At 68.7% G+C, this 24,685-nt stretch carries 24 protein-coding genes and 1 pseudogene; 18 read left to right on the top strand and 7 right to left on the bottom strand.

The features are described from left to right. Window positions 1-43: 43 nt before the first annotated feature. Window positions 44-427 (bottom strand): hypothetical protein, encoded by a 384-nt coding sequence (locus tag ACQPZW_RS26190; RefSeq protein ID WP_433788664.1) that lies wholly within the window; start codon window positions 425-427, stop codon window positions 44-46. 244 nt (window positions 428-671) lie between these two features. Here ACQPZW_RS26190 and ACQPZW_RS26185 point away from each other — a divergent pair, with 244 nt between their 5' ends. From ACQPZW_RS26185 to ACQPZW_RS26170, 4 genes are all read left to right on the top strand, one after another. Next, window positions 672-1,019 (top strand): carbohydrate ABC transporter permease, encoded by a 348-nt coding sequence (locus ACQPZW_RS26185; RefSeq protein ID WP_433788663.1) that lies wholly within the window; start codon window positions 672-674, stop codon window positions 1,017-1,019. A gap of 193 nt (window positions 1,020-1,212) precedes the next feature. Then, window positions 1,213-1,746 carry a family 43 glycosylhydrolase gene (locus ACQPZW_RS26180; protein WP_433797628.1) on the top strand — a complete coding sequence of 178 codons (534 nt, stop codon included), beginning with the start codon at window positions 1,213-1,215 and terminating at the stop codon, window positions 1,744-1,746. A gap of 678 nt (window positions 1,747-2,424) precedes the next feature. Next, window positions 2,425-3,408, top strand: a complete 984-nt coding sequence (locus tag ACQPZW_RS26175; protein ID WP_433788662.1) for a hypothetical protein — start codon at window positions 2,425-2,427, stop codon at window positions 3,406-3,408. Between the two features lie 223 nt (window positions 3,409-3,631). After that, window positions 3,632-4,042, top strand: a complete 411-nt coding sequence (locus ACQPZW_RS26170) for an STAS domain-containing protein (RefSeq protein ID WP_433788661.1) — start codon at window positions 3,632-3,634, stop codon at window positions 4,040-4,042. Window positions 4,043-4,944: 902 nt separating this feature from the next. Here the strand turns inward: ACQPZW_RS26170 and ACQPZW_RS26165 are convergent. Then, window positions 4,945-5,976 (bottom strand): LacI family DNA-binding transcriptional regulator, encoded by a 1,032-nt coding sequence (locus tag ACQPZW_RS26165; protein WP_433788660.1) that lies wholly within the window; start codon window positions 5,974-5,976, stop codon window positions 4,945-4,947. Window positions 5,977-6,290: 314 nt separating this feature from the next. Here ACQPZW_RS26165 and ACQPZW_RS26160 point away from each other — a divergent pair, with 314 nt between their 5' ends. From ACQPZW_RS26160 to ACQPZW_RS26115, 10 genes are all read left to right on the top strand, one after another. Then, the gene (locus tag ACQPZW_RS26160) at window positions 6,291-7,352 is read left to right on the top strand and encodes a sugar ABC transporter substrate-binding protein (RefSeq protein ID WP_433788659.1); all 1,062 of its coding nucleotides are present in this window, start codon (window positions 6,291-6,293) and stop codon (window positions 7,350-7,352) included. Between the two features lie 81 nt (window positions 7,353-7,433). Then, window positions 7,434-8,486 (top strand): ABC transporter permease, encoded by a 1,053-nt coding sequence (locus tag ACQPZW_RS26155; protein ID WP_433788658.1) that lies wholly within the window; start codon window positions 7,434-7,436, stop codon window positions 8,484-8,486. Beyond that, a complete protein-coding gene (locus ACQPZW_RS26150; RefSeq protein ID WP_433788657.1) occupies window positions 8,483-9,298 on the top strand; it encodes an ATP-binding cassette domain-containing protein in 816 nt (271 codons plus the stop codon). Before ACQPZW_RS26155 ends, ACQPZW_RS26150 begins: the two co-directional genes overlap by 4 nt. A gap of 13 nt (window positions 9,299-9,311) precedes the next feature. After that, on the top strand, window positions 9,312-10,250 hold the full coding sequence (locus ACQPZW_RS26145; protein ID WP_433788656.1) for a carbohydrate kinase family protein: 939 nt from the start codon (window positions 9,312-9,314) through the stop codon (window positions 10,248-10,250). A gap of 342 nt (window positions 10,251-10,592) precedes the next feature. Next, complete coding sequence (locus tag ACQPZW_RS26140) at window positions 10,593-10,919, top strand: hypothetical protein (protein WP_433788655.1); 327 nt, start codon at window positions 10,593-10,595, stop codon at window positions 10,917-10,919. Then, window positions 10,897-11,631: a hypothetical protein gene (locus tag ACQPZW_RS26135; protein ID WP_433788654.1), complete on the top strand. Its 735-nt coding sequence runs from the start codon at window positions 10,897-10,899 to the stop codon at window positions 11,629-11,631. Before ACQPZW_RS26140 ends, ACQPZW_RS26135 begins: the two co-directional genes overlap by 23 nt. Then, window positions 11,538-11,957 carry a GGDEF domain-containing protein gene (locus tag ACQPZW_RS26130; RefSeq protein ID WP_433788653.1) on the top strand — a complete coding sequence of 140 codons (420 nt, stop codon included), beginning with the start codon at window positions 11,538-11,540 and terminating at the stop codon, window positions 11,955-11,957. The genes ACQPZW_RS26135 and ACQPZW_RS26130 overlap by 94 nt, the downstream gene beginning before the upstream one ends. 66 nt (window positions 11,958-12,023) lie before the next feature. Further along, entirely contained in the window at window positions 12,024-14,267 is a 2,244-nt protein-coding gene (locus ACQPZW_RS26125) for a histidine kinase (protein ID WP_433788652.1), read from the top strand. Further along, a complete protein-coding gene (locus ACQPZW_RS26120; protein WP_433788651.1) occupies window positions 14,243-14,917 on the top strand; it encodes a response regulator in 675 nt (224 codons plus the stop codon). Before ACQPZW_RS26125 ends, ACQPZW_RS26120 begins: the two co-directional genes overlap by 25 nt. Window positions 14,918-15,029: 112 nt before the next feature. Beyond that, a complete protein-coding gene (locus ACQPZW_RS26115) occupies window positions 15,030-16,310 on the top strand; it encodes an alpha/beta fold hydrolase (protein ID WP_433788650.1) in 1,281 nt (426 codons plus the stop codon). Between the two features lie 143 nt (window positions 16,311-16,453). Here ACQPZW_RS26115 and ACQPZW_RS26110 read toward each other — a convergent pair. From ACQPZW_RS26110 to ACQPZW_RS26090, 5 genes and pseudogenes are all read right to left on the bottom strand, one after another. Further along, window positions 16,454-16,795: pseudogene (locus tag ACQPZW_RS26110) on the bottom strand (nuclear transport factor 2 family protein); the annotation flags it as partial. Window positions 16,796-17,210: 415 nt separating this feature from the next. Continuing rightward, a complete protein-coding gene (locus ACQPZW_RS26105; protein ID WP_433788649.1) occupies window positions 17,211-17,828 on the bottom strand; it encodes a cysteine hydrolase family protein in 618 nt (205 codons plus the stop codon). Window positions 17,829-18,189: 361 nt separating this feature from the next. Then, window positions 18,190-18,843, bottom strand: a complete 654-nt coding sequence (locus ACQPZW_RS26100; RefSeq protein WP_433788648.1) for an FMN-dependent NADH-azoreductase — start codon at window positions 18,841-18,843, stop codon at window positions 18,190-18,192. Window positions 18,844-18,882: 39 nt separating this feature from the next. Then, window positions 18,883-19,254 carry a DoxX family protein gene (locus ACQPZW_RS26095; RefSeq protein WP_433788647.1) on the bottom strand — a complete coding sequence of 124 codons (372 nt, stop codon included), beginning with the start codon at window positions 19,252-19,254 and terminating at the stop codon, window positions 18,883-18,885. 19 nt (window positions 19,255-19,273) lie between these two features. Beyond that, complete coding sequence (locus ACQPZW_RS26090; RefSeq protein WP_433788646.1) at window positions 19,274-19,885, bottom strand: NADPH-dependent F420 reductase; 612 nt, start codon at window positions 19,883-19,885, stop codon at window positions 19,274-19,276. Between the two features lie 84 nt (window positions 19,886-19,969). On the opposite strand from ACQPZW_RS26090, the gene ACQPZW_RS26085 reads away from it, so the two are divergent. The 4 genes from ACQPZW_RS26085 (at window position 19,970) to ACQPZW_RS26070 (ending at window position 24,651) form a co-directional block, all read left to right on the top strand. After that, window positions 19,970-20,440 carry a MarR family winged helix-turn-helix transcriptional regulator gene (locus ACQPZW_RS26085; protein ID WP_433788645.1) on the top strand — a complete coding sequence of 157 codons (471 nt, stop codon included), beginning with the start codon at window positions 19,970-19,972 and terminating at the stop codon, window positions 20,438-20,440. A gap of 229 nt (window positions 20,441-20,669) precedes the next feature. Continuing rightward, the gene (locus ACQPZW_RS26080) at window positions 20,670-20,876 is read left to right on the top strand and encodes a hypothetical protein (protein WP_433788644.1); all 207 of its coding nucleotides are present in this window, start codon (window positions 20,670-20,672) and stop codon (window positions 20,874-20,876) included. Between the two features lie 33 nt (window positions 20,877-20,909). After that, window positions 20,910-22,328, top strand: coding sequence for an NB-ARC domain-containing protein (locus ACQPZW_RS26075; RefSeq protein ID WP_433788643.1), 1,419 nt, complete (start codon window positions 20,910-20,912; stop codon window positions 22,326-22,328). Further along, window positions 22,321-24,651, top strand: a complete 2,331-nt coding sequence (locus ACQPZW_RS26070; RefSeq protein WP_433788642.1) for an ATP-binding protein — start codon at window positions 22,321-22,323, stop codon at window positions 24,649-24,651. The genes ACQPZW_RS26075 and ACQPZW_RS26070 overlap by 8 nt, the downstream gene beginning before the upstream one ends. Window positions 24,652-24,685: the final 34 nt, after the last annotated feature.

The following is a 24,685-nucleotide window of genomic DNA, read 5'->3' as shown; positions in this document are numbered from 1 at the left end:
CGGATCGGGTTCATCACCCTCTTGCCTGGTTTCGGGTTCCGGCTCATCCGGGTGCGGGTTCGGCCGCCAGGTCCCCGGCGATGGCGGCCCAGCCCTCGAGGCCGTCGGCGAGCACGCCACGGCCGTTCTGGCGTACGGCCGGGATCATCTCTGCCAACAGCTGCTGCCAGCCGGGGGCGTACCGGTGCAGTTCGGCCGGCCCGTTGTCGTCCAGGGCCAGCAGCGCGAAGGAGGTCATCGCGTGGGTCGAGCCGATGACCCGCACCAGCGAGCCGGTATTGAGGACGGCGATATCGGGGACGCCGGCGGCCTCCAGTCGCTGGTGCGCTGCCTTGCACTCGGTGAGCACGCTGAGCGCCTCGGTCGGACGGTCGACGGTCCGCAGCACCGCGGCGAGCGCGTAGAGGGAGTCGGCGAGTTGCTCCACTGGACTGGCTCCGGATGGTCCGTGGCCATTCCCCTACTGAGAGCGACGCCCTCCTGTGCCGTCGTCAACGCCTGATCCATCTGGCCGAGCGCCTGCAACTCCCTTAGGCGTTCGTCCAGAGTGACGATCTGAGCGACACGAGGGTCGGTGCGCCAGTCCTGTGGCCCGGGCGGCGGTTCCGGTTCGTCCCTGCTCTTCCACCAAGCCATGCCGTGCCCTCCATCGGGCCGAAGCTCGACACCCTGTGGCCCTGATCGTGCCCGGCGCGGCCGGCGCATTCGGCGTGTTCTTCCAGCGGCAGTTCTTCCTCGGCCTGCCCCGCGAACTCGAGGAGGCCGCCCAGCTCGAAGGCGCCAACACCTGGCAGATCTTCACCAAGGTGATCCTGCCGCTGTCCAAGCCGGCGCCGGCCACCCTCGCCGTGGTCAGCTTCCTCGGCAACTGGAACGACTTCATCTGGCCGGTCTACGTCCTCCTGTTCAGCCCCGAGCAGTTCACCCTGCCACCCGGCCTGAGCATCCTGCAGGGCGCCTACGACATCGACTACCCGGTGATCATGGCGGCGCCGCACTGGCCAGCGTTCCCGTGCTGATCCTGTTCCTGGTCACCCAGCGCTACGTCATCGAAGGCGTCTCGCGCTAAGGACTCAAGGGCTGACATGCGCCGAGCCGTTGCCGTCCTGATGCTGGCGCTCGCCGGGTGCGCCGGGCCGGCATCCCCACCTACCAGGGGACCCACCATGGCTCTACTACACCGCCCGCTGGGCGAACGACGACCGGCAGTGCATCGGCGCCGCGATCGCCGACGATCCGCGTGGCCCCTTCGTCGACGCCTCGCGGAAACCGCTGATCTGCCAGGCCGACGAGGGCGGCTCGATCGACGCCAGCCCGTACCTGCACACCGACGGCACCGCCTATCTCTACTGGAAGAACGACGGCAATCACATCGGCAGACCCACTCACCTGTACGGGCAGCGCCTCACCACCGACGGCCTGACGCTGACCGGCGAGCGGGTGCGGCTGCTCACCAATGACAAGCCCTGGCAGGCTCACGTCATCGAGGCGCCCCAGATGGTTCAGCACGATGGCCGGCTGGCTCTATCTGTTCTACTCGGCGAACGCCTTCGACACCGACGCCTACGCGGTCGGATACGCCACCGCCCGGACGGCAGCACCTGGCTGCTCTATCACGCCTGGCCATCGGAGGCGATCGGCAGCGTGACGCCGGGCCGCCAGCTATGGCTCGACCGGGTGGACTGGGCGGAAGGCAAACCGGTCGTGCACGGGCCGACGGCGACGCCTCAATCCCTTGCCGGATAGCTGACGTACGTCGGAGAGCATGCATCGACATCACGCGGTTGTTCTCCACGGCGATTCGGCCCGGAGAGGAACGCGAGATCGGCCACGTGAGGAGCCACCGCCGTCGACACGACCTGCTGCTCCCCCGCGCAGCTGGGGAGCAGCGAGCCCGATGCGGAATCGGCTCGCCCTATTTGGCACACCGCTCGCGGCGAGGTGGGCTCGGGCGACGTCGGATATCGCAACTGTCCGCATGCCTTCCACCAACCCTCGGTGTGATTCAGCCCTGCTGGGGTGAGCAGTTCGCGGAATTCGGTCAGGTGGGTGCGGAGGGCAGTAGTCGTTCCCGTGGGCCCGTGGATTCGTCCTGCTGGCTTGAGGAACCTCCGTGTGCGGCCGGGCAGTCCCGACCGGTTTCCCTCGCCACGATGCGGGGCAAGCGGATCACCGGCAATGGGTACGCGGATGGGAGGGGTTCGGGCGCCGACCAGGTCAGTTCATTCGTCGATCCCGTCGAACTAGGCATAGCCGATTCCCGTACTTTTCAACGCATTCGGCGAAACGGGGGAGACCGTGGTTCAGGTAGGTTCTGATGAGAAGGACAACGATCTCCCGCCACCCTTGCGCATAGCCGGATATGTAAGTCGTCATGCCGAGAGCGCGCCGCACACGGCGCCCCGATCCGGCACCGTCGGCCGAGTGTCGCCCGGCACTCCGACAGACGATCCCGATGCGACGTCGCGCGCGTACGGTGAACGCGCCACGAGCCCGGTGGAGCGCGTCGAGCAGTCACGATCGCCCGCCTCCGACCACCCCGGGCCGAACCAGCCGATTCCACGCTGGAGGAGCTCGCTGGCAGCACTGTCCGTTCGCCGTTCGGTCACCATCGGCATCCTGGTGGCGCTGGTGTCAGCCTTCGGCATCGTGCTTTTCACACGGCCCGGCGAAGAGTCCCCATGGCGGCAAGGCCTCGCCCAGAATCCTGTTTCGCCGCCTTCGGTCAGTCTCGCGCCGTCGACACCGCCAGTGACAACGCCTCCCGCCACAGCCGCACCGAGGCCCTCACCGACTCGGGAGAAGCAAGAAGAAAGCCCACCGCAACGTGGGCCGGTGCTCAAGCGAGCCCGATTCGAGCTCGTCGCCGGCGTTACCGAGATCTCGGTGCGTATCGCGTCGCTGGACCAAGGCGTTTTCCGGGTACGCGCCGCGGACGGATCCGCGGTCAACGCCGGTACGTCGTTCGAGAACGGCGTGCTCCGAGTCAAGCCCGACTCCACCCGGAAGGCCGGCAGACTCACCGTCATCCTTACCGACAAATTCGTGTGGCATGTTCAGCTCAACGCCGACGTTCGATTCGGATCCCTCGATCTGGCCCGCGGCACCGTCAACCGGATCGACCTCGACGCCGGCGCCGAGCGAATCGACCTCTCGCTGGGGCGTTTGCGAGACACCGTCCCGATCCGGATGACCGGCACGGTGGACCGGTGGCATATCGAGACCACCCAGCAGGTTCCGGTACGCATGGAGGTCAGCAACGGCGCCGCCGATGTCAGCGTCTATGGGGACGACCGAGGCGGCATCCCGCGCCAGGAGACGATCCGTCGTGGTGACCTGAACGATCTCGCCGGGCTCGACATCGACGCTGCCGCCCCCCTCGGCTCACTGGACATCACCGACGCCTGAGCCGTGGCGGCCACCAAGCCTTCCATCGTGGCCGCCGACGGTTTCTCGCTGTCCTCGGCCGTGCACGCACCTCGATGTCGCACCGCGCGTCGAGACAGACCTGTCACGGCCGGCATGTTCGGCGTCAAAGAGAGCGCGTCGGCACGAGGAATGCCCGATCGAGCGACTTCGACCCCATTCGTATTGCGTCGATTCTTGCATCGTTTTACGGTCAATTCGTTCTATGCCGAACCTCGAGGAGATCACCATGCGTCTCTCGGTCAAAGAACGATCTGCTACCCGGCGTCGACCCCCGCGTCGCGTCATCGTCGCAACCGGCCGGATAGAAATCGGTGACCTCGAGGAACTCGAGAAACAGTTCACCCTCTCCGGCCCATGCACCGATGCCATCGACGTCGAGTTGGACCTGCGCGGCGTCACATTCCTCGATGCAGCCGTCGTGGCCATGGTGCTTCACGCCCACTTCGCGTTGCGACAAAGAGGAGCCCGGTTCCAGGTCACCCACCACAGCGGCCAGCCTCACCACTACCTGCAGACCTGCGGGGCATTGGACCTACCGAGCGCACAGCCGACCTGTCGCGACCGCGCAGCCGTCTCTCCTGCCTCGAAGCGCAACTCCCGACAGGCCGCGTAGGCAGCCGATCATCGGTTGCCGCCTTCTGCCCGCGTCCTGGTTCTTGGACCCGGCGCGACACAGCGGTGGCGTGATCGCATCATTTATCCGAAGCCTTTCGAGCAACCTGCGCAGACGATGCTCGGCAATGGCGGTCCCGCACGAGTGCCCTCGAACAATCGTTTCGGGACACACCGGACACCCGTGATGTCTTCCCAGGTCGCGTCGGTGCAACAATCCCCTTAGGGAGCCTGGCGGCGCGGTCGGATTCCTAGTGCACATAGGCGCGGTCGCCGCCTTTCTCGGTGACCAGAGTGCGGCGGACCTCGACATCAAGGTCGGGCACGTCGCGGCTGCGGATTTCTCGGCGTGAGCGCAGGTCTCGTGGAGCATCAGCCACAGCACTCGGTCGCGCAGTGGGTTGCGATCGTCGATGAACAGGTCTTCATTCGGCATCGAGGGATGGCCTTGTCCCGACTCCATGTGAGCCTGGGGCGTTCCAGGCGCCGGCCGGCGGTCGGCGGTCAGCCAGTCCTGGCTGCGGCAGTGCGCGGTGAACGCGGCGAGCGCGGACAGGTGCTTGTTTCCGAATGCTCGCGGCCCGCTCGTCCGACCGTGAGCGTCACCGCGCCGGGCGGTTGGCAGCGGGACCACGGACACCTTGGCAGTCTCGTCCGGTGATGCGACACCGCCCTACCAGCAGCCCGCCGGCCACTTCGCCACCCCGCTGCGCACCATGTCCGGTAACGAACCCACCGAACCCGACGTCGTCGCCCGGATCGTGTGCGGCCTCGCCGGCCGACACGACGCACCCGTGCGCCTCCTGCTCCAACTCGTTGGCTGCGCGGGCCTGCGCGGCAGCGTCGGCCCGATGTCGAAATCGAATCCGGTAAAGCCGATCGCCGTGGTGACCACCTGCTTCTCTACAGGGAGTCGGCCAGTTGTTGCCCGGCCAGCCGGGCGCTCGGTGGCAACTCCCCGGAGCCTCGACGGATGAGCGTGGTGGGGATCCAGTGCTTGCGCGGTGCGCTGGTGTCGCCCTCGATGCGGCTGAACAGCGCCTGCGCGGCGATCCGGCCCATCATCGCCGGGTCCTGAGCGATCACGGTGACCGCCGGTTCGAGCAGGTCGGCGAGCGGGAAGTCGTCGAAGCCGACCAGGGCGACCGTACGGTGCAGGCCCAGGCGGCGCAGTGCGCGGACGGCGCCGATGGTCACCAGGTTCTGACTGGTGAACAGGGCGGTCGGCGGCTCCGCGCGGTGCAGCAGGTCCATGACCGTGCTCTCCGCCGTGGGGGTGGTGTGCAGATCCAGGACGACATGTCCGGGATCGGGTTCGAGGCCGGCGTCCCGCATGGCGGTGAGGTAACCCTCGTGCCGCTGGCGTGCGGTGGAGATCCGGCTGTAGTCGCCGAGGTAGGCGATGCGGCGGTGCCCGTGATCGATGAGGTGCCGGGTGGCCTCGGCCGCCCCGGTGACGTTGGTAGCCAGTACGGTGTCGGCCGGAATGCCGTGGCCGGGCCGGTCGACGAAGACGACCGGGGTGTCGCCCTGGAACTCGGTGGCGAGGTAGCTCTGGTCCGCGCTCGCCGGCGCGATGATGAGCCCGTCGGCCCGGCGCATGGTGAACGCCCGTGCCAGCTCCCGTTCACGTTGCGGGTCCTCGTCCAGGCTTCCGGTGAGTACCTGGACGTCACGGGTGCGGGCTTCGTCCTCGACCGCGCGGTGCAGCGCCGAGGAGAACGGGTTGCTGACGTCTTCGAGCAGAAGCGCGATCGTTCCGGTACGGCGGTCGCTGCGGCGCAGGTTGCTGGCACCGATGTCCGGGCGGTAGTTGAGCGCTTCGATCGCGGTGTGCACCTGTGCGGCGAGCACGGGGTTGACCGTCTGCACGCCGTTGACGACGCGGGAGACCGTCTTGAGGCTCACGCCGGCGGCACGGGCGACGTCGTTCATGCTCGGGCGCCCGGGTCGACCGCTGTCGGACGTCAGTTCGCTTGACACGCTGCTCCTCGCTGGAGTCGTTCGAGAGGCGCAGCGTAACAACAGTCCGATCGCGAGACAACGATGTCTCGCCGTGCCCGCTCGTGCAGGTATCGAGCAAAGCCCCTGTTGGTGGGGTACTTCCGAGGTGAGAGGACATCGACGAGAAATGCGGGGGAGACATGCTGTTGACAACCTCAGCACTGTCGCGTCTACTTCGAGACAACGTTGTCTCAGTCACATCGTTGATGAACACTCCCTGGCTCACATTCCTCCTGGAGGCTTCGATGCCCCGTGCATACGTGACCGGCCGTCGGCTCTCGGCGATAGGCATGGTCGCCGCGCTCAGCCTGTCCGCTGCGGCCTGCGGCGGATCCGACACCGCTGAGGGCTCCGGCGACAAGCCGATCGTCGGCCTGATCACCAAGACCGACACCAACCCGTTCTTCGTCAAGATGAAGGAAGGCGCGCAACAGGCCGCCCAGCAGCAGGGCATCGAGTTGCAGACGTTCGCCGGCAAACAGGACGGCGACAACGAGGCCCAGGTCCAGGCGATCGAGAACCTTATCTCCGTCGGCGCCAAGGGCTTCCTGATCACCCCGAACGACTCCAAGGCCATCGTCCCCGCGATCGACAAGGCCCGTCAGGCGGGCATGCTCGTCATCGCCCTGGACACCCCGACCGACCCGGCCGGCGCGGTCGACGCCACGTTCGCCACCGACAACTACCAGGCCGGCCTGCTCATCGGACAGTGGGCGAAGGCCAAGTTCGCCGCCGACGGCAAGCAGGCGAAGATCGCCATGCTGGACCTCAACGCCAACCAGATCTCCGTCGACGTCCAGCGTGACCAGGGCTTCCTGGAAGGCTTCGGAGTCGACGTCAAGGACAAGACCAAGATCGGCGACGAGGCCGACCCGCGGATCGTCGGGCACGACGTCACCGACGGCGCCGAGGACGGCGGCCGTACCGCGATGGAGAACCTGCTGCAGAAGGACCCGTCGATCAACCTCGTCTACACCATCAACGAACCCGCCGCCGCCGGCGCCCACGAGGCCCTCAAAGCAGCCGGCAAGGACAAGGACGTCACGATCGTCTCGGTCGACGGCGGCTGCCCCGGCGTCGACAACGTCAAGGCCGGCGTCATCGGCGCCACCTCGATGCAGTTCCCCCTCAAGATGGCGTCTCTGGGCGTCGAGTCGATCGCCAAGTTCGCCAAGGACGGCACCAAGCCCGCCGCCACCACCGGCAAGGACTTCACCGACACCGGCGTCCAGCTCATCTCCGACCAGGCACAGAGCGGCATCGACAGCAAGGACTCCGCCTGGGGCAAGCAGAACTGCTGGGGCTGACCGAATGCCCCTGCCGCCCGCGGACGGCCGGTGCGCCAAGCATCGGCCGCCCACCACCCCCTGGCATGAGGAGTGCCGACCGTGGTAACGAAATCACCCACCGGGAACCCCGTTCCCGCACTCGCCGATCCCGCACCCGACTTCGAGGTACGCGACACCGGCTCCTGGACCACCCGGCTGCAGAACCTGATGCACGCCAACCCGACCCTCGGGCCCCTCATCGTCCTGATCGCGGCCATCATCGCCTTCAGCACCATGAGCCCGCGCTTCTTCTCCGCACCGAACCTGTCGCTCGTACTGGCCCAGGTCACCGTCATCGCCGTACTCGCCCTGGGTCAGACCCTCGTCATCCTGACCGCCGGCATCGACCTGTCGGTCGGCGCGATCGCCGTCTTCTCGTCCATCCTGATGGCCTACTTCGCCACCAAGGCGGGACTGCCCGGACCGCTCGCCCTTCTCCTCGGGCTCATTCTCGGCACCGCGATGGGCGCTCTGAACGGCACACTGGTCACCCGGCTCAAGCTGCCGCCGTTCATCGTCACCCTCGGCACCCTGACCATCTTCTTCTCGCTCAACTCAGTGGTCAGCAAGAGCGAAACCATCCGCGGCTCCGACATGCCGGCCCTGATGACCTGGACCGGCACCACGATCCCGCTCGGCGGCTTCCGGCTCACCTACGGCTCGATCATCATGCTGCTGCTGTTCGCCGTGCTGCTCTACGCCCTGCGGATGACAGCCTGGGGCAAGCACGTCTACGCCACCGGCGATGACGTGGAAGCCGCCCGCCTCGCCGGCATCCGGACCGGCCGGGTGCTGCTGTCCGTCTACACCGTCGCCGGCGCCCTGTACGCCGTCGGCGCCTGGATCCTCATCGGCCGCCTCGCCTCGGCCAGCCCCAACGTGGGCACCGACTACAACCTCGACTCGATCACCGCCGTCGTCCTCGGCGGGGCCAGCCTCTTCGGCGGCCGCGGCGGCATCATCGGCACCCTGATCGGCGCCCTCATCGTCGGCGTCTTCCGCAACGGCCTGCAACTGGCCGGCGTCGAGGTGGTCTGGCAGGGCTTCGCGATCGGCCTGCTCGTCCTGGTCGCGGTCTCTCTCGACCAGTGGATCAGAAAGGTCCGGTCATGACCGAACCCCACCCCGTCACGGCCGCGACGAAGCCGCCCGGCGCACCCGTTCTACAAGCAAAAGGCCTGGTCAAACGGTACGGCAGGGTCGTCGCGATCGACGGCAGCGACCTCGAGCTCCGCGCCGGCGAGATCCTGGCCGTCATCGGCGACAACGGAGCCGGCAAGTCCAGCCTGATCAAAGCCCTCTCCGGCGCCCTGGTGCCCGATCAGGGCGAGATCTACCTCGACGGCCGGCGAGTCCACTTCCGCAACCCGATGGACGCACGGACCGCCGGCATCGAGACCGTCTACCAGAACCTCGCCGTCGCCCCCGGCCTCGACATCGCCGACAACCTCTTCCTCGGCCGGGAGCAGCGGCGGCCCGGACTGCTCGGCTCGGTCCTGCGGATGCTCGACCACAAGCACATGCGCGCCGAGGCCAGCCGGCACATGAGCGAGCTCGGCGTCGCCACCCTGCAGAACATCGGCCAGGCCGTCGAGTCGCTCTCCGGCGGCCAGCGTCAGGCCGTCGCGGTTGCGCGTTCGGCGGCGTTCGGCAGCAAGGTGATCATCTTGGACGAGCCCACCGCCGCGCTCGGTGTCAAAGAGGGCAACCGGGTGCTGCAACTGATCCGCGACATCCGCGACCGGGGCCTGCCGGTCATCCTGATCAGCCACAACATGCCGCACGTCTTCGAGGTCGCCGACCGTATCCACATCCAGCGCCTCGGACGCCGAATCGCGGTGATCACTCCGCGAAGTCACTCCATGTCCGAGGCGGTGGCCATCATGACGGGTGCTGCTCCCGCACCCGTCGTGATGGCCGAATAGACGAAGGAATTCCATGCGATACGCGGCGGTCCTGGGCGAAGCCCTGGTCGATCTGCTGGAAACCCCGACCGACACCGGCCCGATCTACCGCAGCGCCATCGGCGGTGGCCCGCTGAACGTGGCGGTCGGGGTGAACCGGCTCGGCGGCAGAGCCGACTTCATCGGAGCCCTCAGCGACGACATCTGGGGCGACCGGATCGCCGCGTTCCTCACGGCCGACAGCATCGACATCCGGCACGTACGTCGGGTGACCGCCGCGACCGCCCTGGCCCTCACCACCTTCGCGGGTCCCGAGCCGCAGTTCCGGTTCTACGGAACGCCTGCCTCGTACGCCCAGGTCCGGCCCGCCGATCTGGACCTGTCACATCTCGCCGACGCCGCCGTCCTCTACACCGGATCCATCAGCCTGCTTGCTCAGCCGATCCTGGACGCCGCTCGACGGGCCTGGGCCGAACGCGGCCCGCTACGCGTGTTCGACCCCAACGTCCGCCCGGCGCTGTTACCCGATCGCGCTGCCGTCACCGGCCTCCGTGATCTCGTAGAACAGTTCGCAGCTACCGCTGACCTGGTCAAACTCAGTTCGGCGGATGCGGCGGTGCTCTACGAAGGCGCCACCGTCGCGCAAGCCGCGGCTCACCTGCGTGCCACCGGCGCCGCCGCGGTCGTCGTCACCCTGGGCTCCCGCGGCGCATGGCTGGACGTCGGCGACCAGACCACCTCGATCGAGGCTCCCGTCGTGACGGCCGTCGACGCCACCGGCGCCGGCGATTCGGTGATGGCCGCCCTGATCTCGCGGCTGCTGGACACCGGACTGCCCGACGACGCCACCGGCTGGCACGATCACCTCCGCTTCGCGCTGCGGGTCGCCGGACTGGTCTGCGAACGTCACGGCGGCGCAACCGCCATGCCGACCCCTGCCGAGTTGAAACAACGCTGGGAAACCGACGCCTGAAGAGACCGCCGCCCGTCCGCTATCAGGCTTCCGCGAACGCGCCGTCGGCGGCGTACCAGACGTCGATGAGGGCGTTGAGCTGCTCAAGCGAGTCGACGTCGGGGACAGGGACCAAATGGTTGCGGCGGAACCAGCCGATCTGCCCTCGACGCCGCCTTTCTCGTGTGCGCCCTGCAAACCCGGCCGGCAGTAGAAAGCCTGTGCCGAGTAGTGGGATCGGAACGCGGTCCACCGGGCGGTCGAGACCCGGCCGCAGGAGAAGCCGAGGACCTGGGCGACCGCGGCGCGCAGGTTGTCGTATCGGATCTTGCCAGTGGGGACACCTCCGAGGGCGGTGAACGCGTGGACATGGCCTTCCAGGAAGGCTTCGGTGCCGCCGGAGGCGAAGATGCGATGAACGGCCTTGCCGGAGAAGGAGAGCCGGAACGCGAACAGCATGCAGGTCACCGGCTCGCCGCGCAGGTTGACCACGACCTCACCGAAGTCGGCTTCGGCTTCGGCGGCATCGGCGGGCTCCCGTCCAGACCCGCCGATGCTCCCTTGCGCTCGACCCGGAGTGCATGGTTTCCCTCACGACGTGACGCACCCATCCGATATCCGTCAGGTGACCAGGCATTCCCGCAGGAAGACGAGCGCAACTGGCGCCATGTCGGGGCTCTGTCCAGATGATTGGGACCTCGAACGGTTCGTCGCGGCGCACGCCGGGATCAATCGCAGCCGCCGCCAGGTCTGTCTCGTCCTGTTGCCGCCCGGTGTACTGATCGCCTGGTGGTGGTCGACGCCGGGCGTCTGGATCGCGGTCGGGTTGTGCCTGCTGCTGGCGGTCGCCAACGACCTGATCGCCCGCTACCGCTCAGTGGTCATCGCCGGCATCCTCATCGCCGGGAGCTTCGAGGTGGCGCTGGCCGCGGTGGTGACCGCCACCGGCGGTATCCACAGCCCCCTTCTGGCGTGGCTCATCCTGCCGGTCATGATGCTCGCGGCCCGGTACCGGCGAGTCGTGCTTCTCGTCGCGATGGCGTGCGGCGCGCTCGTCGGGGCGGTGGCCTGCCTGCTGGCCGACTCCCTGGGCACCGCGGAGCCGTACCCGAGCGCTCTGCTCGGTCTCACGACCGTCGCGTTGGGTGTCGCGACCGGGCTGATCGCCATGAACCTGCAGTCGGCGGACATCGCCTCCCGGCAGGACGCCTCCACCGACGAGCTCACCGGCGCGCTCAACCGCAAGGCGCTCTCTCCGCTCTTCGACCGGATGTCGAAGGAGGTCGCCGCGAGGGAAGCCATCTCAGCATGCTGCTGTGCGACCTCGACCACTTCAAGAAGATCAATGACAGGTACGGCCACGCGGCCGGCGATGACGTGCTGTGTCATGCCGCCACGGTGATCCGGCAGGCGATCCGGGCCGAGGATCGTATGTTCCGGATCGGCGGTGAGGAGTTCCTGATCCTGCTACCCCATGCCGACGCGGCCCTCGCCGCGGGAATCGGTGAACGGATCCGGACGACCCTGGCGGCCAGCCCGGCCAACGGGATCCCGGTGACCGTCTCGATCGGCGCGGTGACGTCCCCGGCGCGCCATCACGTCGAGGAACGCGAACTTCAGGAGATCGCCGATCAGGCGCTGTACCAGGCGAAGTCGTCCGGTCGGAACCGGGTGGTCACCGCCGCTCCGCCGTGGACGTCCGACGCGAGCGCGCCGGCATCCGTCTGACGGTGGGGTGCGCCCCCTCCCTGAGACGGGGGCGCCGGGTGAGCGGCTGCACGTACGCTCCTCGGTGTGACACCGCGAGCCACCTCTGAGAGCCGGGCCGGGCCGTGGTGTTCACGCCGGTTCGACGTGGTGGCGGCTCTGCTCGTCCTGGTGGCGCAGGCGGTGTGGTGGCCATTGGGCCCGCAATGGCTGGGCGACAGCACGGCGGGGCGTGATCTGTGGGTGGGCATCGCACCGGCGTGCGTCGCTGCTGTGGCCGCGGCCCTCCGGCGCATCGCCGCCGAATCTGCTCTCGCCGTGGCCCTGGTGTGCGCGGTGCTCGGGTTCGCCATACCGGCCGGTGTCGACACGACGAACGGACCGGGTGCTTCCGATCTGATCTGCGGTCCGCTTGCGGTAGCGCTGACGGTGTACTCACTCGCAGTCCACCGGACCGCGACGGTCTCGGCGATCGGGGCTTCGGCCGTTCCGCTTGTGGGCGCCGGATACGTCCTGGCGCGCGGATCCGGTGGCCGTGCCGCGCTCGGCACCGCGGTCCTGCTGGCCGCGGCGGTCGCCGTCCTCTGGTCCTCGGGCCGCCTGCATCGTCGGGTGCGAACTCGCCGCCTGGCTGTCCGGGACTACCGGGCCGGAGCACACGCCCTGCTCGCCCATGCGGCCGTCACCGAACGGCATCGGCTGGCCGCCGAGCTGCACGACGTGGCGGCGCACCGCATGACGGCTGTGGTGGTCAGCGCGGCGGCAGCCCTGAGACTGTCCGACCGTGACCGCGAGGCCGACGCCCTGGCCCATGCGCTGCGGGAGGGACGGGAGACGGTCGAGGACCTCGACCGGATCGTCACGTTGGGCGCCGACAGCGACCGGATCGGCGAAGCGGACGTCGAGCGGCTGGTGGCCGAGCACGGCGTCGATGTGTACCACCACAGCGGCGCGCCGCTGTCCGTGGCACAGGCCCAGTTGACGTATCGGGTGGTCCGGGAGGCGCTGACCAATGTCACCCGTTACGCCGACGGCTCTGCCACCGAGGTCCGCATCCAGAACGCATCCGATCGCCTTCTCGTCACAGTCGCCGACGACGGCGGTTGCGTCATCGGCGGCGACCTCGGTAGCGGCACCGGGCTCGCCGGTCTCGGCGCCGCGGTCCGCGCCGCCGGTGGCGTGCTGGATGCCGGCCCGCACGGGACCGGCTGGAAGGTGTCCGTCGAGGTTCCGGCACTGGACTCAGCCCTTCCCGGCCTGCGGCTGGCAACCGCGATGGGCGATCGTGCGCTGGCGATTCTGGCCACCGGACTCTCGCTCGGCGTGGTGTTGTTGCCGTCCGACGACGATCCGGACCTGCTGTCCGGTCCCGGAGCGGCGGCGGTGTTGCTCGTGCCACTGCTATCGCACGCTGCCACACTCGGCTGGCGCCGGACACATCCGCTGCCGGCGTTCAGCGTCGCGATGAGCATCCTCGGCCTATGGGTCCTCGCCGGACATGCCCGATCGGCTGGCCCGGATCCTGCCCAGGTGTTCCTGGCGTCGTGGTGGATCGAACTCATCCTGGTGTACTCCATCGGCGCCTATGCCCGTGCCGGGCGGCACGGCTGGTGGGTTCCGGGCGCGGTGGCGCTGGTGGGCGGGGCGGCGCTGAGCGGCGGAGCGGGCATCCACGGCAACCGGATCGGGGTTGCCGCCGTTCTGGCCGTACTGCTGCTGCCGATGACCATTCTCGCGTGGTGGGCCGGCCGGGTCGTTCTTGTCGCGCGGCGAAGACGGGCGGCACGCGACCTGCGTGCCCGCATCGCCGATCAGGAGGCTGCCGCCGCCGCGGCGTCGCTGAGCCGGATGCGGCTTGCCGGTGACCTGCGCGGTGATGCGCGCCGCCACGCTGTGGCCGTGTCCGTTGCGGCGCGCGACGGCCGGCTGGCCGACGTGCTCACTGAGGGCAGGGCGACGCTGGCCGCGTTACGTGTACTGGTGCACACCCCCGCCGATCACGTTCCGGAGCCCCCGCCGACCATGCTCGGTCTGGAGTATCTGGCGGTACGGAGGCATGCCTCGCTAGTGATCACCCGATCGGCGGCCCCGCTGCCGGCGGCACTCGAAGTCATGATCTACCGGGCGACGGCCGTCGTCCTGGGTGACGGCGCCGCAGCCGAGGTGCGCGTCGGACCAGCCGGCGTCGACATCAGCGTCCGCGGCGGCCGGACACCGGGCGAGCAGGTTTTGCAGAGTCTCCTCGATATGGTCGACGCCGCCGACGGCCGCGCCGAGTTCGTTCGCGATCAGGAAACGGTCCGCATATGGCTACCCCGCACTCCGATCTGATCACGGTCGTCGTCGCCGACGACCAATCCGTCATCCGGGCCGGCATTGCCGCCGTACTCGATGCCGAGCCGGACCTGTCCGTGGTGGGGCAGGCGAGTGACGGCCGGAGCGCGTTGCGGCTCGTCGCCCAGCTCCGGCCGGCCGTCGCGGTGTTGGACATCCGGATGCCGGGGCTGGACGGTGTCGCCGCGGCCGCCGCCATCACGGCACGGCATCCAGACACCCGGGCGGTCATGCTCACCACGTTCGGGCTCGACGAGTACGTCTACGCCGCGCTGCGGGCCGGTGCCTCAGGGTTCATGCTGAAGGACGCCGAACCGGAGTATCTGGCGTCCGCCGTACGCGTCGTGGCCGCGGGCGGTGCCATGCTCGACCCCGGCGTGACACATCGCCTGCTCGATCGGTTCGCCGCGGCGCCGGGACCTGCCGAAGCGGCCCTGCTGCAGTGTCTCACCCGACGTGAGACCCAGGTCCTGGTGCAGGTGGCACGAGGCCTGTCGAACGCGGAGATAGCCGCGGTCCTACACATCAGCACGGCGACGGTCAAAGATCATGTGGCCATGATTCTCGGCAAACTCGGCGTTCGCGACCGTGTCCAGGCGACCATCGCGGCGTACGAGGGTGGCCTCATCCGGCCTGGTCTGGCGTGACCATCCCCGCCGGGCGGCGGGGGTGGTGCCCGTCGTGGAGCGGAGGGACCAGGCCTGGTGAACGCCTCTGCGGGTCGATGGCAGGACGCGCCCGCAGCAGCATGCTCGTGGCATGTTGTCGATTCCACGCCGAATCATCGGTGTCCTGCTGCTGGTGGTGACGCCGGTCGCCGCCACCGTCGCCGGTCTGGCCGGGTTCTTCGCCGTCGCGGCGCTGACCGTCCGGCTTCCACTGCTGTCCATGACCGGTGTGGTGCTGATGGCGCTGACCGCGACCGGTCTAGGCGCCGTCGGCTGGCGGCTGCTGCGCCGCCGTGAGTACACGATCGGTTTCGCCGCGCTGGTCACCCTCTTCTGTGCGAGCCTGGCAGGCACCGCGATACTGGTGCCTGGAGCGCGTCCGGCGGCCGGTCTGGTCCCGTCCTGGGTGCGTTTCTGGAGTCTGCCGACCGGGTCTCACATCGCCTACGCCCACCAGTCGGCGGCCGATCCGAAACGCCGCTATCCCGTGGTCTTTCTGCACGGCGGTCCCGGCACCCCCGGCAACGGCCTACCCGCCGTCGCCGCCGCCGTCGCCGCCGCAGGCTTCGACGTGTACGCATACGACCAGCTGGGCGCGGGCCGGTCCAGCCGACTCGATGACGTCACCGGGTACACGGTCGCCCGGCAGGTCGCCGATCTCGACGCCATCCGCATGACGATCCGCGCGGACCGGTTGATTCTCGTCGGCCAGTCCTGGGGCGGCTCCCTGGCGGCTCAGTACCTCGCAGCACACCCGGATCGCGTCGAACGAGTGGCGTTCACATCACCCGGCCCGATCTGGCCGTCGTCCTGGCCGGGCGGGGGCACCGGTGATCCCTGGGAACGCATGTCGGACGAGCAGCGCCGACAGCGTGACGACCTCATCGACCGGCCCCGGATCTTTGCCCAGGCCGTCTTGCAGAGCATCGACCCGAATGCGGCGCACGCTCTCGTCGGCGACGACGAGGCGGACGAGCTGATGCACCGGATCGCGGTACTGGGCAAGGACGCGACCAGCTGTTCCGGTGGGCGGTCCGCCCCGGTGCACGACAATCATCAGGGGTTCTACGTCAACCAGATGACCGTCGAGGACTTCGCCCGCATCGACGACCCGCGCCCGGCCCTGCGGCAGAGCACGGTGCCGGCCCTCGTGCTGCGCGGTACCTGTGACTTCGTACCGTGGCCGGTCGCTCGTGAATACCGCGACACACTACGCGGAGCGGTGCTCGTCAGCGTGCCCTCCGCTGGGCACGGTATCGCTGCCGACCAGCCGGATCGGTACGAGGGCACTCTGATGGCCTTTCTCACCGAGCGACAGTTGCCGGTCTCCCCGTACACCGGGGACCCGGTGCCCACCGATACGGAGCGGTGAGCAGACACTGCCGGCTGATCCCTGCTGCCGGGATCGTCGCGGCCACCACCGGCATGCCAGACCTCGTGGATCGAAACGCTTTCGGAGCGCCACCCCTCGGCGGTACGCCGCACAGTGCAGTCATACCGGCTGGCTCCGTCGGCGTGCCGGAAGGTGTCGTCGTCGAGCAGGTGTACGCCGATCGTGTACGACCGGGTGCGGGCTGTGTCGCCGTCGATGTCGATGGCGTGATTGGCGCTGAGGTGCCAGGTCCCTCGTTAGCGGGCCAGGCCGTCGGCGGTGCCGGTGCGGCGTAGTTCGGTGTGTCCCCGGAGGGTGAACGCCGGCCCGGCGGAGAAGGTCCCGCCGGGGGTGTACAGAGCCGTGTTGGCCTCCCAGTCCTGCTCGTCCAGCGATCGGGCGAACTCGACGAGCAGGTCGCTGATCTGAGCCCGGTCGACCAGCCATTGCAGCTGGGCGACCGGGTCCGTCGGAGGGTCGGGCATGGGTTCTCCGTTCGTAGGGCCGGTCGGTTCGGCTCGGATCGTGATGCCTTCGTGCGGCACTTGTGCCGTCTGATCCGCACCGCGAGAACCGGGTTTCGGCAGACAAGAAACTCAATCGAGGTGCGCGCCGCCGACGGCGTTTACCTCAACGGCGAGAAGATCATTTTCAAGGGCGTCAACCGGCACACCTTCCGGCCCACCTCCGGCGGACCATGAGCCCGTCTCTGGACCGCCAGGAAATCCTGCTGATGAAGAAGATGAACAACAACGCGGTACGCACGTCGCACGATCGCCGTCGCCTTGGGCCCGGAGAGCCAGCCGGCCGTCGCCACCGGCTCCTACCGGTGGACCCCGGCGTTCCACTTCGACCCGTCGCGATAGCCGGGACGGGTGGACCGGGCGGCTGACTGGCGCGTCAGTGGTCCGGCAGCCGGCCGAGCGCCTTCTCCAGGCTGACGACCTGGGCGAAACGTCGCATGACCTGACAGGAGAAGTCGTGCAGCGTGTCGTCCAGGCCCACGCAGGCGTCCGAGACGACGACTGGCCGGTAACCGCGGTCGGCGGCGTCGCGGGCGGTGCCCTCCACGGCGAGGTTGGTGACCAGACCGCACAGCAGCATGGTACGGACGTGGAGAACAGTGAGCAGCGGATCCAATGCGGTGTGCGCGAAGGCGCTCATCCCGGACTTGACGACGGTGTATTCGCCGGGTTGCGGCGCCGTCTCGGGGTGGAACCGTGCTCCCCACGAGCCCAGGACGAACTCGTTGCCGGCCTTCGCGGCGGCGGTCAGCGGATTGGCCTCGTCCACCTCCGGGTGTCCCTCGCGGAAACCGTTACCGACGTGCACCACCGGCACCGCTGCCTCGCGTGCGGCGGTCAGCAGCCGGCCCACGGCGAGGAGCAGCTTGTGTTCGGTGACCCGGCCGGCGAGCCCGTGCGAGCCCACCGCGCCGGCCGGGTCGACCAGTTCGTTCTGCACGTCCAGCAGGATCAGGGCGACGTCTCGGCCCCGTTTCCGGCTGTCCGCGGTCACCAGGGCAGTTCCTCGGCCGGGGCCCAGGTGCCGTGGAACGCGTACCGGAGCCGGTAAGGGATCTTGATGGTGGCCACACCTCTGTTCGTTCGGCGCCGAGTCAGAAGTCCTCGGCTCACTTATCTGTCTGTGCGGAGAAACTCAGAGCTGGCGCGAGGTCCTGGCTTCCGAGGTACTCGGCTGTGCCCGCCGGGCGTCACCCACACCGTCCGCGGGGTGGCGAGGCCGGCACCGCAGCGAGCCGGCCTCGCCGTCCACGGCCGGCGGCTGGTCATCCGGCCGCGCGGTCTGAGTCTGCGATCAGGGGTGGGCTGTATGCCGGCCGATCGAACTTGCCGCTGTTCGGGTAAGACGGCCGTGGCTAGGCTGCGAGGTCGGCGACGGCGGCCTTGGCCTTGACGACGGCGTTGTTGAGGGCTTGGTCGCGGGATGCCTCGAAGAGCGGGACGAGCTCGGCCATGGCCGGGTTGATCGGTGCCATGGTGAGTTCGGCGACGATGACGTCGAGCCTCATGCCGAGGGTTTCGGCCAGTACGGCGGTGAGGTAGCTCTGCACGTACTCGAAGCCTGCTCGCGGGGTGCCCGGAGCGTACGAGCCGCCTCGGCTGGCTGCGATGGTGACGGGCTTGCCCCGCAGCTTCGAGTTCTCCGTGCCGGCGGTACGGCCGACCATGATGACGTTGTCCAGCCACGCCTTGAGCGTCGACGGGATGGAGTAGTTGTACATCGGCGCCCCGATCAGTACGGCGTCGGCCTGCTCCAGTTCCTCGATCAGGCGGATACGCGCGGCGAGGGCCGCTGACTGCTCACTGGTGCGGTCCTGGGCCGCGGTGAAGGCGGCGCTGTGCGCCTCGGCGGTGATGTGCGGGACGGGATGGGCGTTCAGGTCGCGGTAGATCACCGTTGCTTCGGGGTGCTGCTCCTGCCAGGTGCGGCGGAACAGGTCGGTCACGGCACGCGATGAGGAGGCGCCGCCGGGAAAGATGGACGAGTCGAGGTGCAGCAGAGTGGCCATGGTGGTGCCCTTCTTGAAGAGAGGTTGGGTGTCGTCTGGTCAGGCCGTGACGGTGAGTGCGGCTACCGCGAGGCCGGCCACGACGGTCAGGACGATGGGCGCCATGGCGCTGCCCCGGGTTGTGGCGTCGGAGTAGTCCCCGGCCTTGGCGTGGAAGATGACGGCGCCGATGAGCAGCACCGCGAAGCCTGCGGCGGCGGCGATGCCGATCGGACGCCAGAACAGGCCGGCGATCAGGCCGCCCGCCGCCGCCACTTCGGCCAGCCCGATGAACCGGACCAGGGCGGCGCTCAGTCCGCCTGGTGACTGCAGCTGAGCGGGGATCTTGCCGGTGAGTAGTGCTTTCGGCAGCCCGGCGCCCAGGGCGACGATGGCCAGCAGCACACTCAGCGTGAGAGCCAAGATTGTCATGGATGAAGCCTTTCGGTGCTCAGAAGAGTGGTTGCTCGATGAGGTTGCGCAGCACGAGGGCGTTGGGTGCCTGGATCAGTCGGCCGCCTTCGTCGATGCGGCCGAGTTGCACCGCGGCCAGGCCGAGGTCACCGACGAGTGCCGCGATCCGGTCGCCGGCTTGCGGCGAGTCGGACGCGATGAAGATCACTCGTCGGCCCTGCTGGGGGTCGATTTCGGCAGCCAGGGTGTTGGCCGGCAGCTGGTTGAAGGCTTTGACGATGTCGGCGCCGGGTAGCTGTTCGGCGGTGTAGTGCGCGGACAGCCGGCCTTGCAGGACTTCTGCCGAGTTGGGCGCGTAGTGCGCGTTGGTGGTGTCGACGACGGTCTTGCCGGTCCAGTCCGGCAGGGACTTGCCGAACTGCTCGACCGCCGCGAACGGGATTGCCATGAAGATGACGTCACTGTGCAGCGCCTGTTCCAGCGGCACGGCGTGCACGCCGGAGCCGAATGACGCCGAGAGCTGGCGGAGGGACTCCGGCCCGCGGGTGTTGGCGATGCTGACCTCGATGCCGGCTCGGGCGAACAGCCGGGCCAGGGCCGAGCCGATGTTCCCGCTGCCGACGATCGCGTGCCGTGTCGGTGTACTCATGCCCGTCTCCGATCTGGTTAACGTGTGAACCAAACCGTAGGCCGGTTTTGGTTAACCTGTCAACCAAGCGGTAAAGTGACGTGCATGACCGAGCCGCAGTGGTTGGACGAGCGAGAACAGCGGGCCTGGCGCAGCCTGATGGCGATGCAGGACGGGCTGGCGGAGTTCCTTGATCGGCAACTACGCCACCGGTGCGGGCTGTCCACGGCTGACTACCAGGTGCTGGCCCACCTCTCTGAGGCGCCCGAAGGCCGGCTGAGGTCGTTCGAGCTCGGTCGACTGCTGCGCTGGGAGAAGAGCCGCTTGTCGCAGCATTTGGGCCGAATGCAAAATCGCGGCCTAGTCGCCCGCGAGCGGTGCCTCACCGACCAGCGGGGGGCGGTGGTCACCATCACTCTCCAGGGCGACGAATTGATCAAGGTCGCTGCGCCCCAGCACGTGGCCGACGTCCGGGACGTACTCATCGACCACCTCACACCGGAGGAGATGACGACACTCGCGACCATCGGCGACAAGGTCCGTGAGCGGCTCGGGGCACGGGAACACCAAAACTGACAGCCGCCGGTGATGGATGACGGAGACCGCCCGGTGGATTCTCGGTCGGTCAGCCGAAGCGGTACGCCCGGATGGTGCTCTGATCGAACGTTGTGCCGGCCGCGTCGGTCGCGTGCAGGCGCAGGGAGACAAATCCCTTGCCTGAGGGGTACGTGACCTGGGCCGCGCCGTTGGTGATCGGGGCCGTCCGCCAGGTGGTGCCGTCGTCATCGGCGCGTCGGTCACGGTCGTGCTGGTCTGGTTCGGCCGCCGGTTGCCGGCCGGGCCGTTCGGACTGCGGCGGCGAATCCGCGAGGTCGAGACGATCCTGCTCCTGGACGCCGCCGTCAGTCTGGTCGCCGGTGTCTTCACCGTGTGGCTCGTGATCGGTGCGCTCACCGCCGTCGCGGCGCTGTTCTATCTGCGCGCTGACGAGACTGAGACCTTCCTGGTCTAACGACCGATTCGCCGCCCGTGCTCGCGTTGATGGGTGCTGGTCTTACCGGACATCTGGATGGTCTGGGATGGCGCGCTGCTGAGCATGGCCGTCATCGTGATCGGGCAGCCCCACTCCTTCGCCGAGGATTCTCGGTTGCGATGGCGCTCCATGACGGCCTTACCGAGCCGGCCAACCAAGCGCGGTAGGGTGAATGTTGCATATCAATCTATAGTGGAGCATCGCACCTGGGTTGTACTCACAGGAATCTATGGTTATGAGGGGGTGCCGGTGGACTCGCAGTCGGGCGGAGCGCTCCGGGCCGACGGCGTCGATCTGGCAGACGTGCGGACCGTGGAGGAACTGGCCACGTTGCTGCGGCGGTTACGCAGGCGGCAGGCCCGGCAGCAGTCACGCCCCGAACTCACCTACCGCGAGATCGCAGACCTGGCCGGTTGGTCGCACGGCATCATCGGTGAGTATCTTTCCGGCCGGATCCTTCCCTCACCCGACCGGTTCGACGTCCTGGCCGCACTGCTCGGGGCGAGCCCTTCCGAGCGCGGCCGGCTGGCGACCGCCCGCGACCGGGTGGACGACGCCAGGCGTACCTTGACGAGGATCGGCTCGACTGGCCCACCGCATCCGGTGCCACGGCAGATTCCTCCCGATGTCCCGTCCTTCGTCGGGCGGGCCACCGCCCTCGATGTGCTGCACAGGGCTCAGCGCGACCGAAGCCGGCAACAGGCGGTGGTCATCGTGCTGGTGTGGGGCGACGCGGGAATGGGCAAATCGGCTCTGGTCGCGCACTGGGCTCAGCAGATGGCCGACCAGTTCCCGGACGGCCAACTGCACACCCGACTCGGTGGCCCCGACCCGGATGAGGCGGCCGACAAGGCGGTACGCGGCATGCTGGAGGCCCTGGGAGTGCCCGCTTCGGGCATGCCCGAGTCACGCGACCGGCGCTCCAGCCTCTTACGCAGCATGCTGTCCGGGCGGCGCAGTCTGATCGTGCTGGAAGACGCGGTCACCGCTGAGCAGGTCCGGACCCTGTTGCCCGGAACACCGGGCAACCTCGTCGTGGTGACCAGTCGTCAGGCCTTGACCGGTCTGGTGGCCATCGAAGGCGCACGGCCGCTGGCACTCGGTGTCCTCTCCACGGAGGAGAGCCGGCTGCTGCTGCAGCAGAGACTCGGTGCGGATCGCCTGCTCGACGAGCCGGCCGCGGTCGACCGGATCGTCGAAGCCTGTCGGGGAACACCCCTGGCCCTGGCGGCTGCGGCTGCCTTCGCCGCCACCCGGCCGTCGTTCCCGTTGAGCGCGCTAGCCGACGAGGTGGACGGTCATGGCTGGGCGTCGCTGCTTCCCTCACCTCCACCGGCCCTGTCGGCCGCCGCGCCGGTTCTCGGCAGGGCAGTCACCTGGCCGGCTATCGGCCAAGCGCCGGACCCCGCGGAAGGGCGGATCCTTGACTGACGGCCCGGCAGACACCGGCGACCTGCGTACGATCGCGGAGGCGGCGTCGACCGCCGGTGATCTGGCACAGCTGTTGCGTTCGCTACGGCAGCGGCTGCCGGACCTGACCTACCGTCAGGTGGCGGTGCGTACCGGATGGTCCGCCAGCACCGTGGGTGCCTACCTGACCGGCAGGACGGTCCCGTCAGCTGACCGGTTCGACACACTCGTCCGGCTGTTCGGTGCCACCCCCGACGAAGTCGACGCGCTGCGCACGGCGCGTGACCGGGTCACCGACGGGTCGATCGGTGCACGGGCAGAGCCCGGGCCGCAGCTGACGACCAGGCAACTGCCCGGCGACGTGCCCGCGTTCACCGGGCGTGCCGAGGCTCTGACCGCCCTTGACGGCTTCCTCCGGCCCGGTGCGAAGGGCCGCACCGTCATCATCTCCGCTGTCTCCGGCGCGGCAGGTGTCGGCAAGACTGCCCTTGCCCTGCACTGGGCCCATCGGACGGTCCGCTCGTTTCCCGACGGCCAGCTCTACGTCAACCTCCGCGGGTTCGATCCCGGCGGCAAGCAGGTCGCTCCGGAGACGGCCCTGCGCGGGTTCCTCGAAGCCCTCGGCGTGCCGAACCACCAGGCCCCCACGACGGTGGAAGGCCTGGTCAACCTCTACCGCAGCCTGCTGGCTCGTAAACGGATCCTGGTCGTGCTCGACAACGCCGCCTCCGCCGACCAGGTCCGCCCCCTGCTGCCCGCCGCAGCCGGGTGTGCAGCGCTGATCACCAGCCGGGACGAACTTCGGCACCTCGTCGTCATGGAGGATGCCAGGCCCCTGGCTTTGGGCGTACTCCGCGGGGACGAGGCGGTGGCGTTGCTCGCGGCGCGGCTCGGTGCCGAACGTGTCGCGGCCGAGCCGGCTGCGGTCGACCGGATCGTGGTGGCCTGCGCCCGGCTGCCGCTCGCCCTGGTGGTCACCGCCGCGCGTGCCTCTCTCGACCCCGGCGTACCGCTGAGTGTCCTCGCAGACCAGTTGGAGACGTCCGCGGCCAACCGCCTCGACGCGCTGGGCAGCGGTGACCCGGCAGCCGACATCCGGTCTGTCTTCTCGTGGTCCCACCAGCAGCTGAGCACCACGGCGGCCCGGCTCTTCCGGCTGATCGGCCTGCATCCGGGGCCCGATCTGGACATCGCCGCCGCGGCCAGTCTGATGGCGACCACGACCACGAAGGTACGCAGCTCGCTGGACGAGTTGTCCCGGGCCGGTCTGCTCGAGGAACATCTTCCCGGCCGGTACAGCTGTCACGACCTGTTGCGGGAATACGCGACGGAACTGGCCGCGACCGAGCCGCCGGAACGGCGCACCGAGGCGGTCCAACGGATTCTCGGCCACTACCTGCACAGCGCTCACGACGCGGCCATGCTGATCAATCCGCACCGCGACCCGATCGTGCCGGCGGAGGCCGCCCCCGGGACGAGCCCCGAGACGGTCGCCGACGCGGACCGGGCTCGTTCCTGGTTCACTCGCGAGTACGCCAACCTGCGGGCCGCCATCGACTGTGCCGCCGACCTGGGCCGCGACTTGTACACCTACCAGTTGGCCTGGGCGCTCACCGATTTCCTGCATCGGGGCAACGGCTGGTCCGACGAGATCGCCACTCAGCAGATGGCGCTCGCAGCAGCACGGAAACTGAAGGATCCAGCTGGTCAGGCACGTGCTCACCGCTATCTCGGGCGAGCTCACGCACATCTGGGGCGGCACACCGAGGCGATGTCCTACCTCCAGACGGCCCTGCGTCTGCATGCCGAGATCGGCGCGCAGACCGGCTTGGCCCGAACCCATCTCAACATCAGCTGGGTGCTCGATCAGCAGGAACGGCCTGCGGAAGCGCTGCACCACACCGAGCTGGCATTGGCGCTGTTCGAGTCCTGTGGTCACCGGATCGGTGTCCAGTACGCCCTCAACGGCATCGGCTGGTACCACGGCGTACTCGGCGATCAGGACAAGGCGCTGGCGGCTGGTCTTGCCGCACTCGCCGTGGCGCGGGAGCTCGATGACCGGCCGTCCCAGGCGTACACGCTCGACACTGTCGGGATGGCCTATCACCGCCGGGGCCAGGCGGAGCAGGCTTCCGAATATCTAGCTGCGGCGCTGACCCTGTTCCAGGAGATCGGCGACCGGTATCTGGAGGCTGATCTGCGCACACGGCTCGGTGACCACGACGCCGCTCGTGGTGACACCGGCTCCGCCCGTACCCAATGGCGTTTGGCTCTGTCGCTGTTGGAAGCCCTGGAACATGCCGATGCCGGCAAGGTCAAGGCTCGCCTTGCCATGCCGGACTGACGGGTGGCCGCGGGAACGGCCCGCGGCCACCCGG

The sequence above is a fragment of the Actinoplanes sp. CA-252034 genome, assembly GCF_050956125.1.
In the GTDB taxonomy this organism is placed as follows: domain Bacteria; phylum Actinomycetota; class Actinomycetes; order Mycobacteriales; family Micromonosporaceae; genus Actinoplanes.
This window is presented reverse-complemented; position numbering and strand designations above follow the sequence as displayed.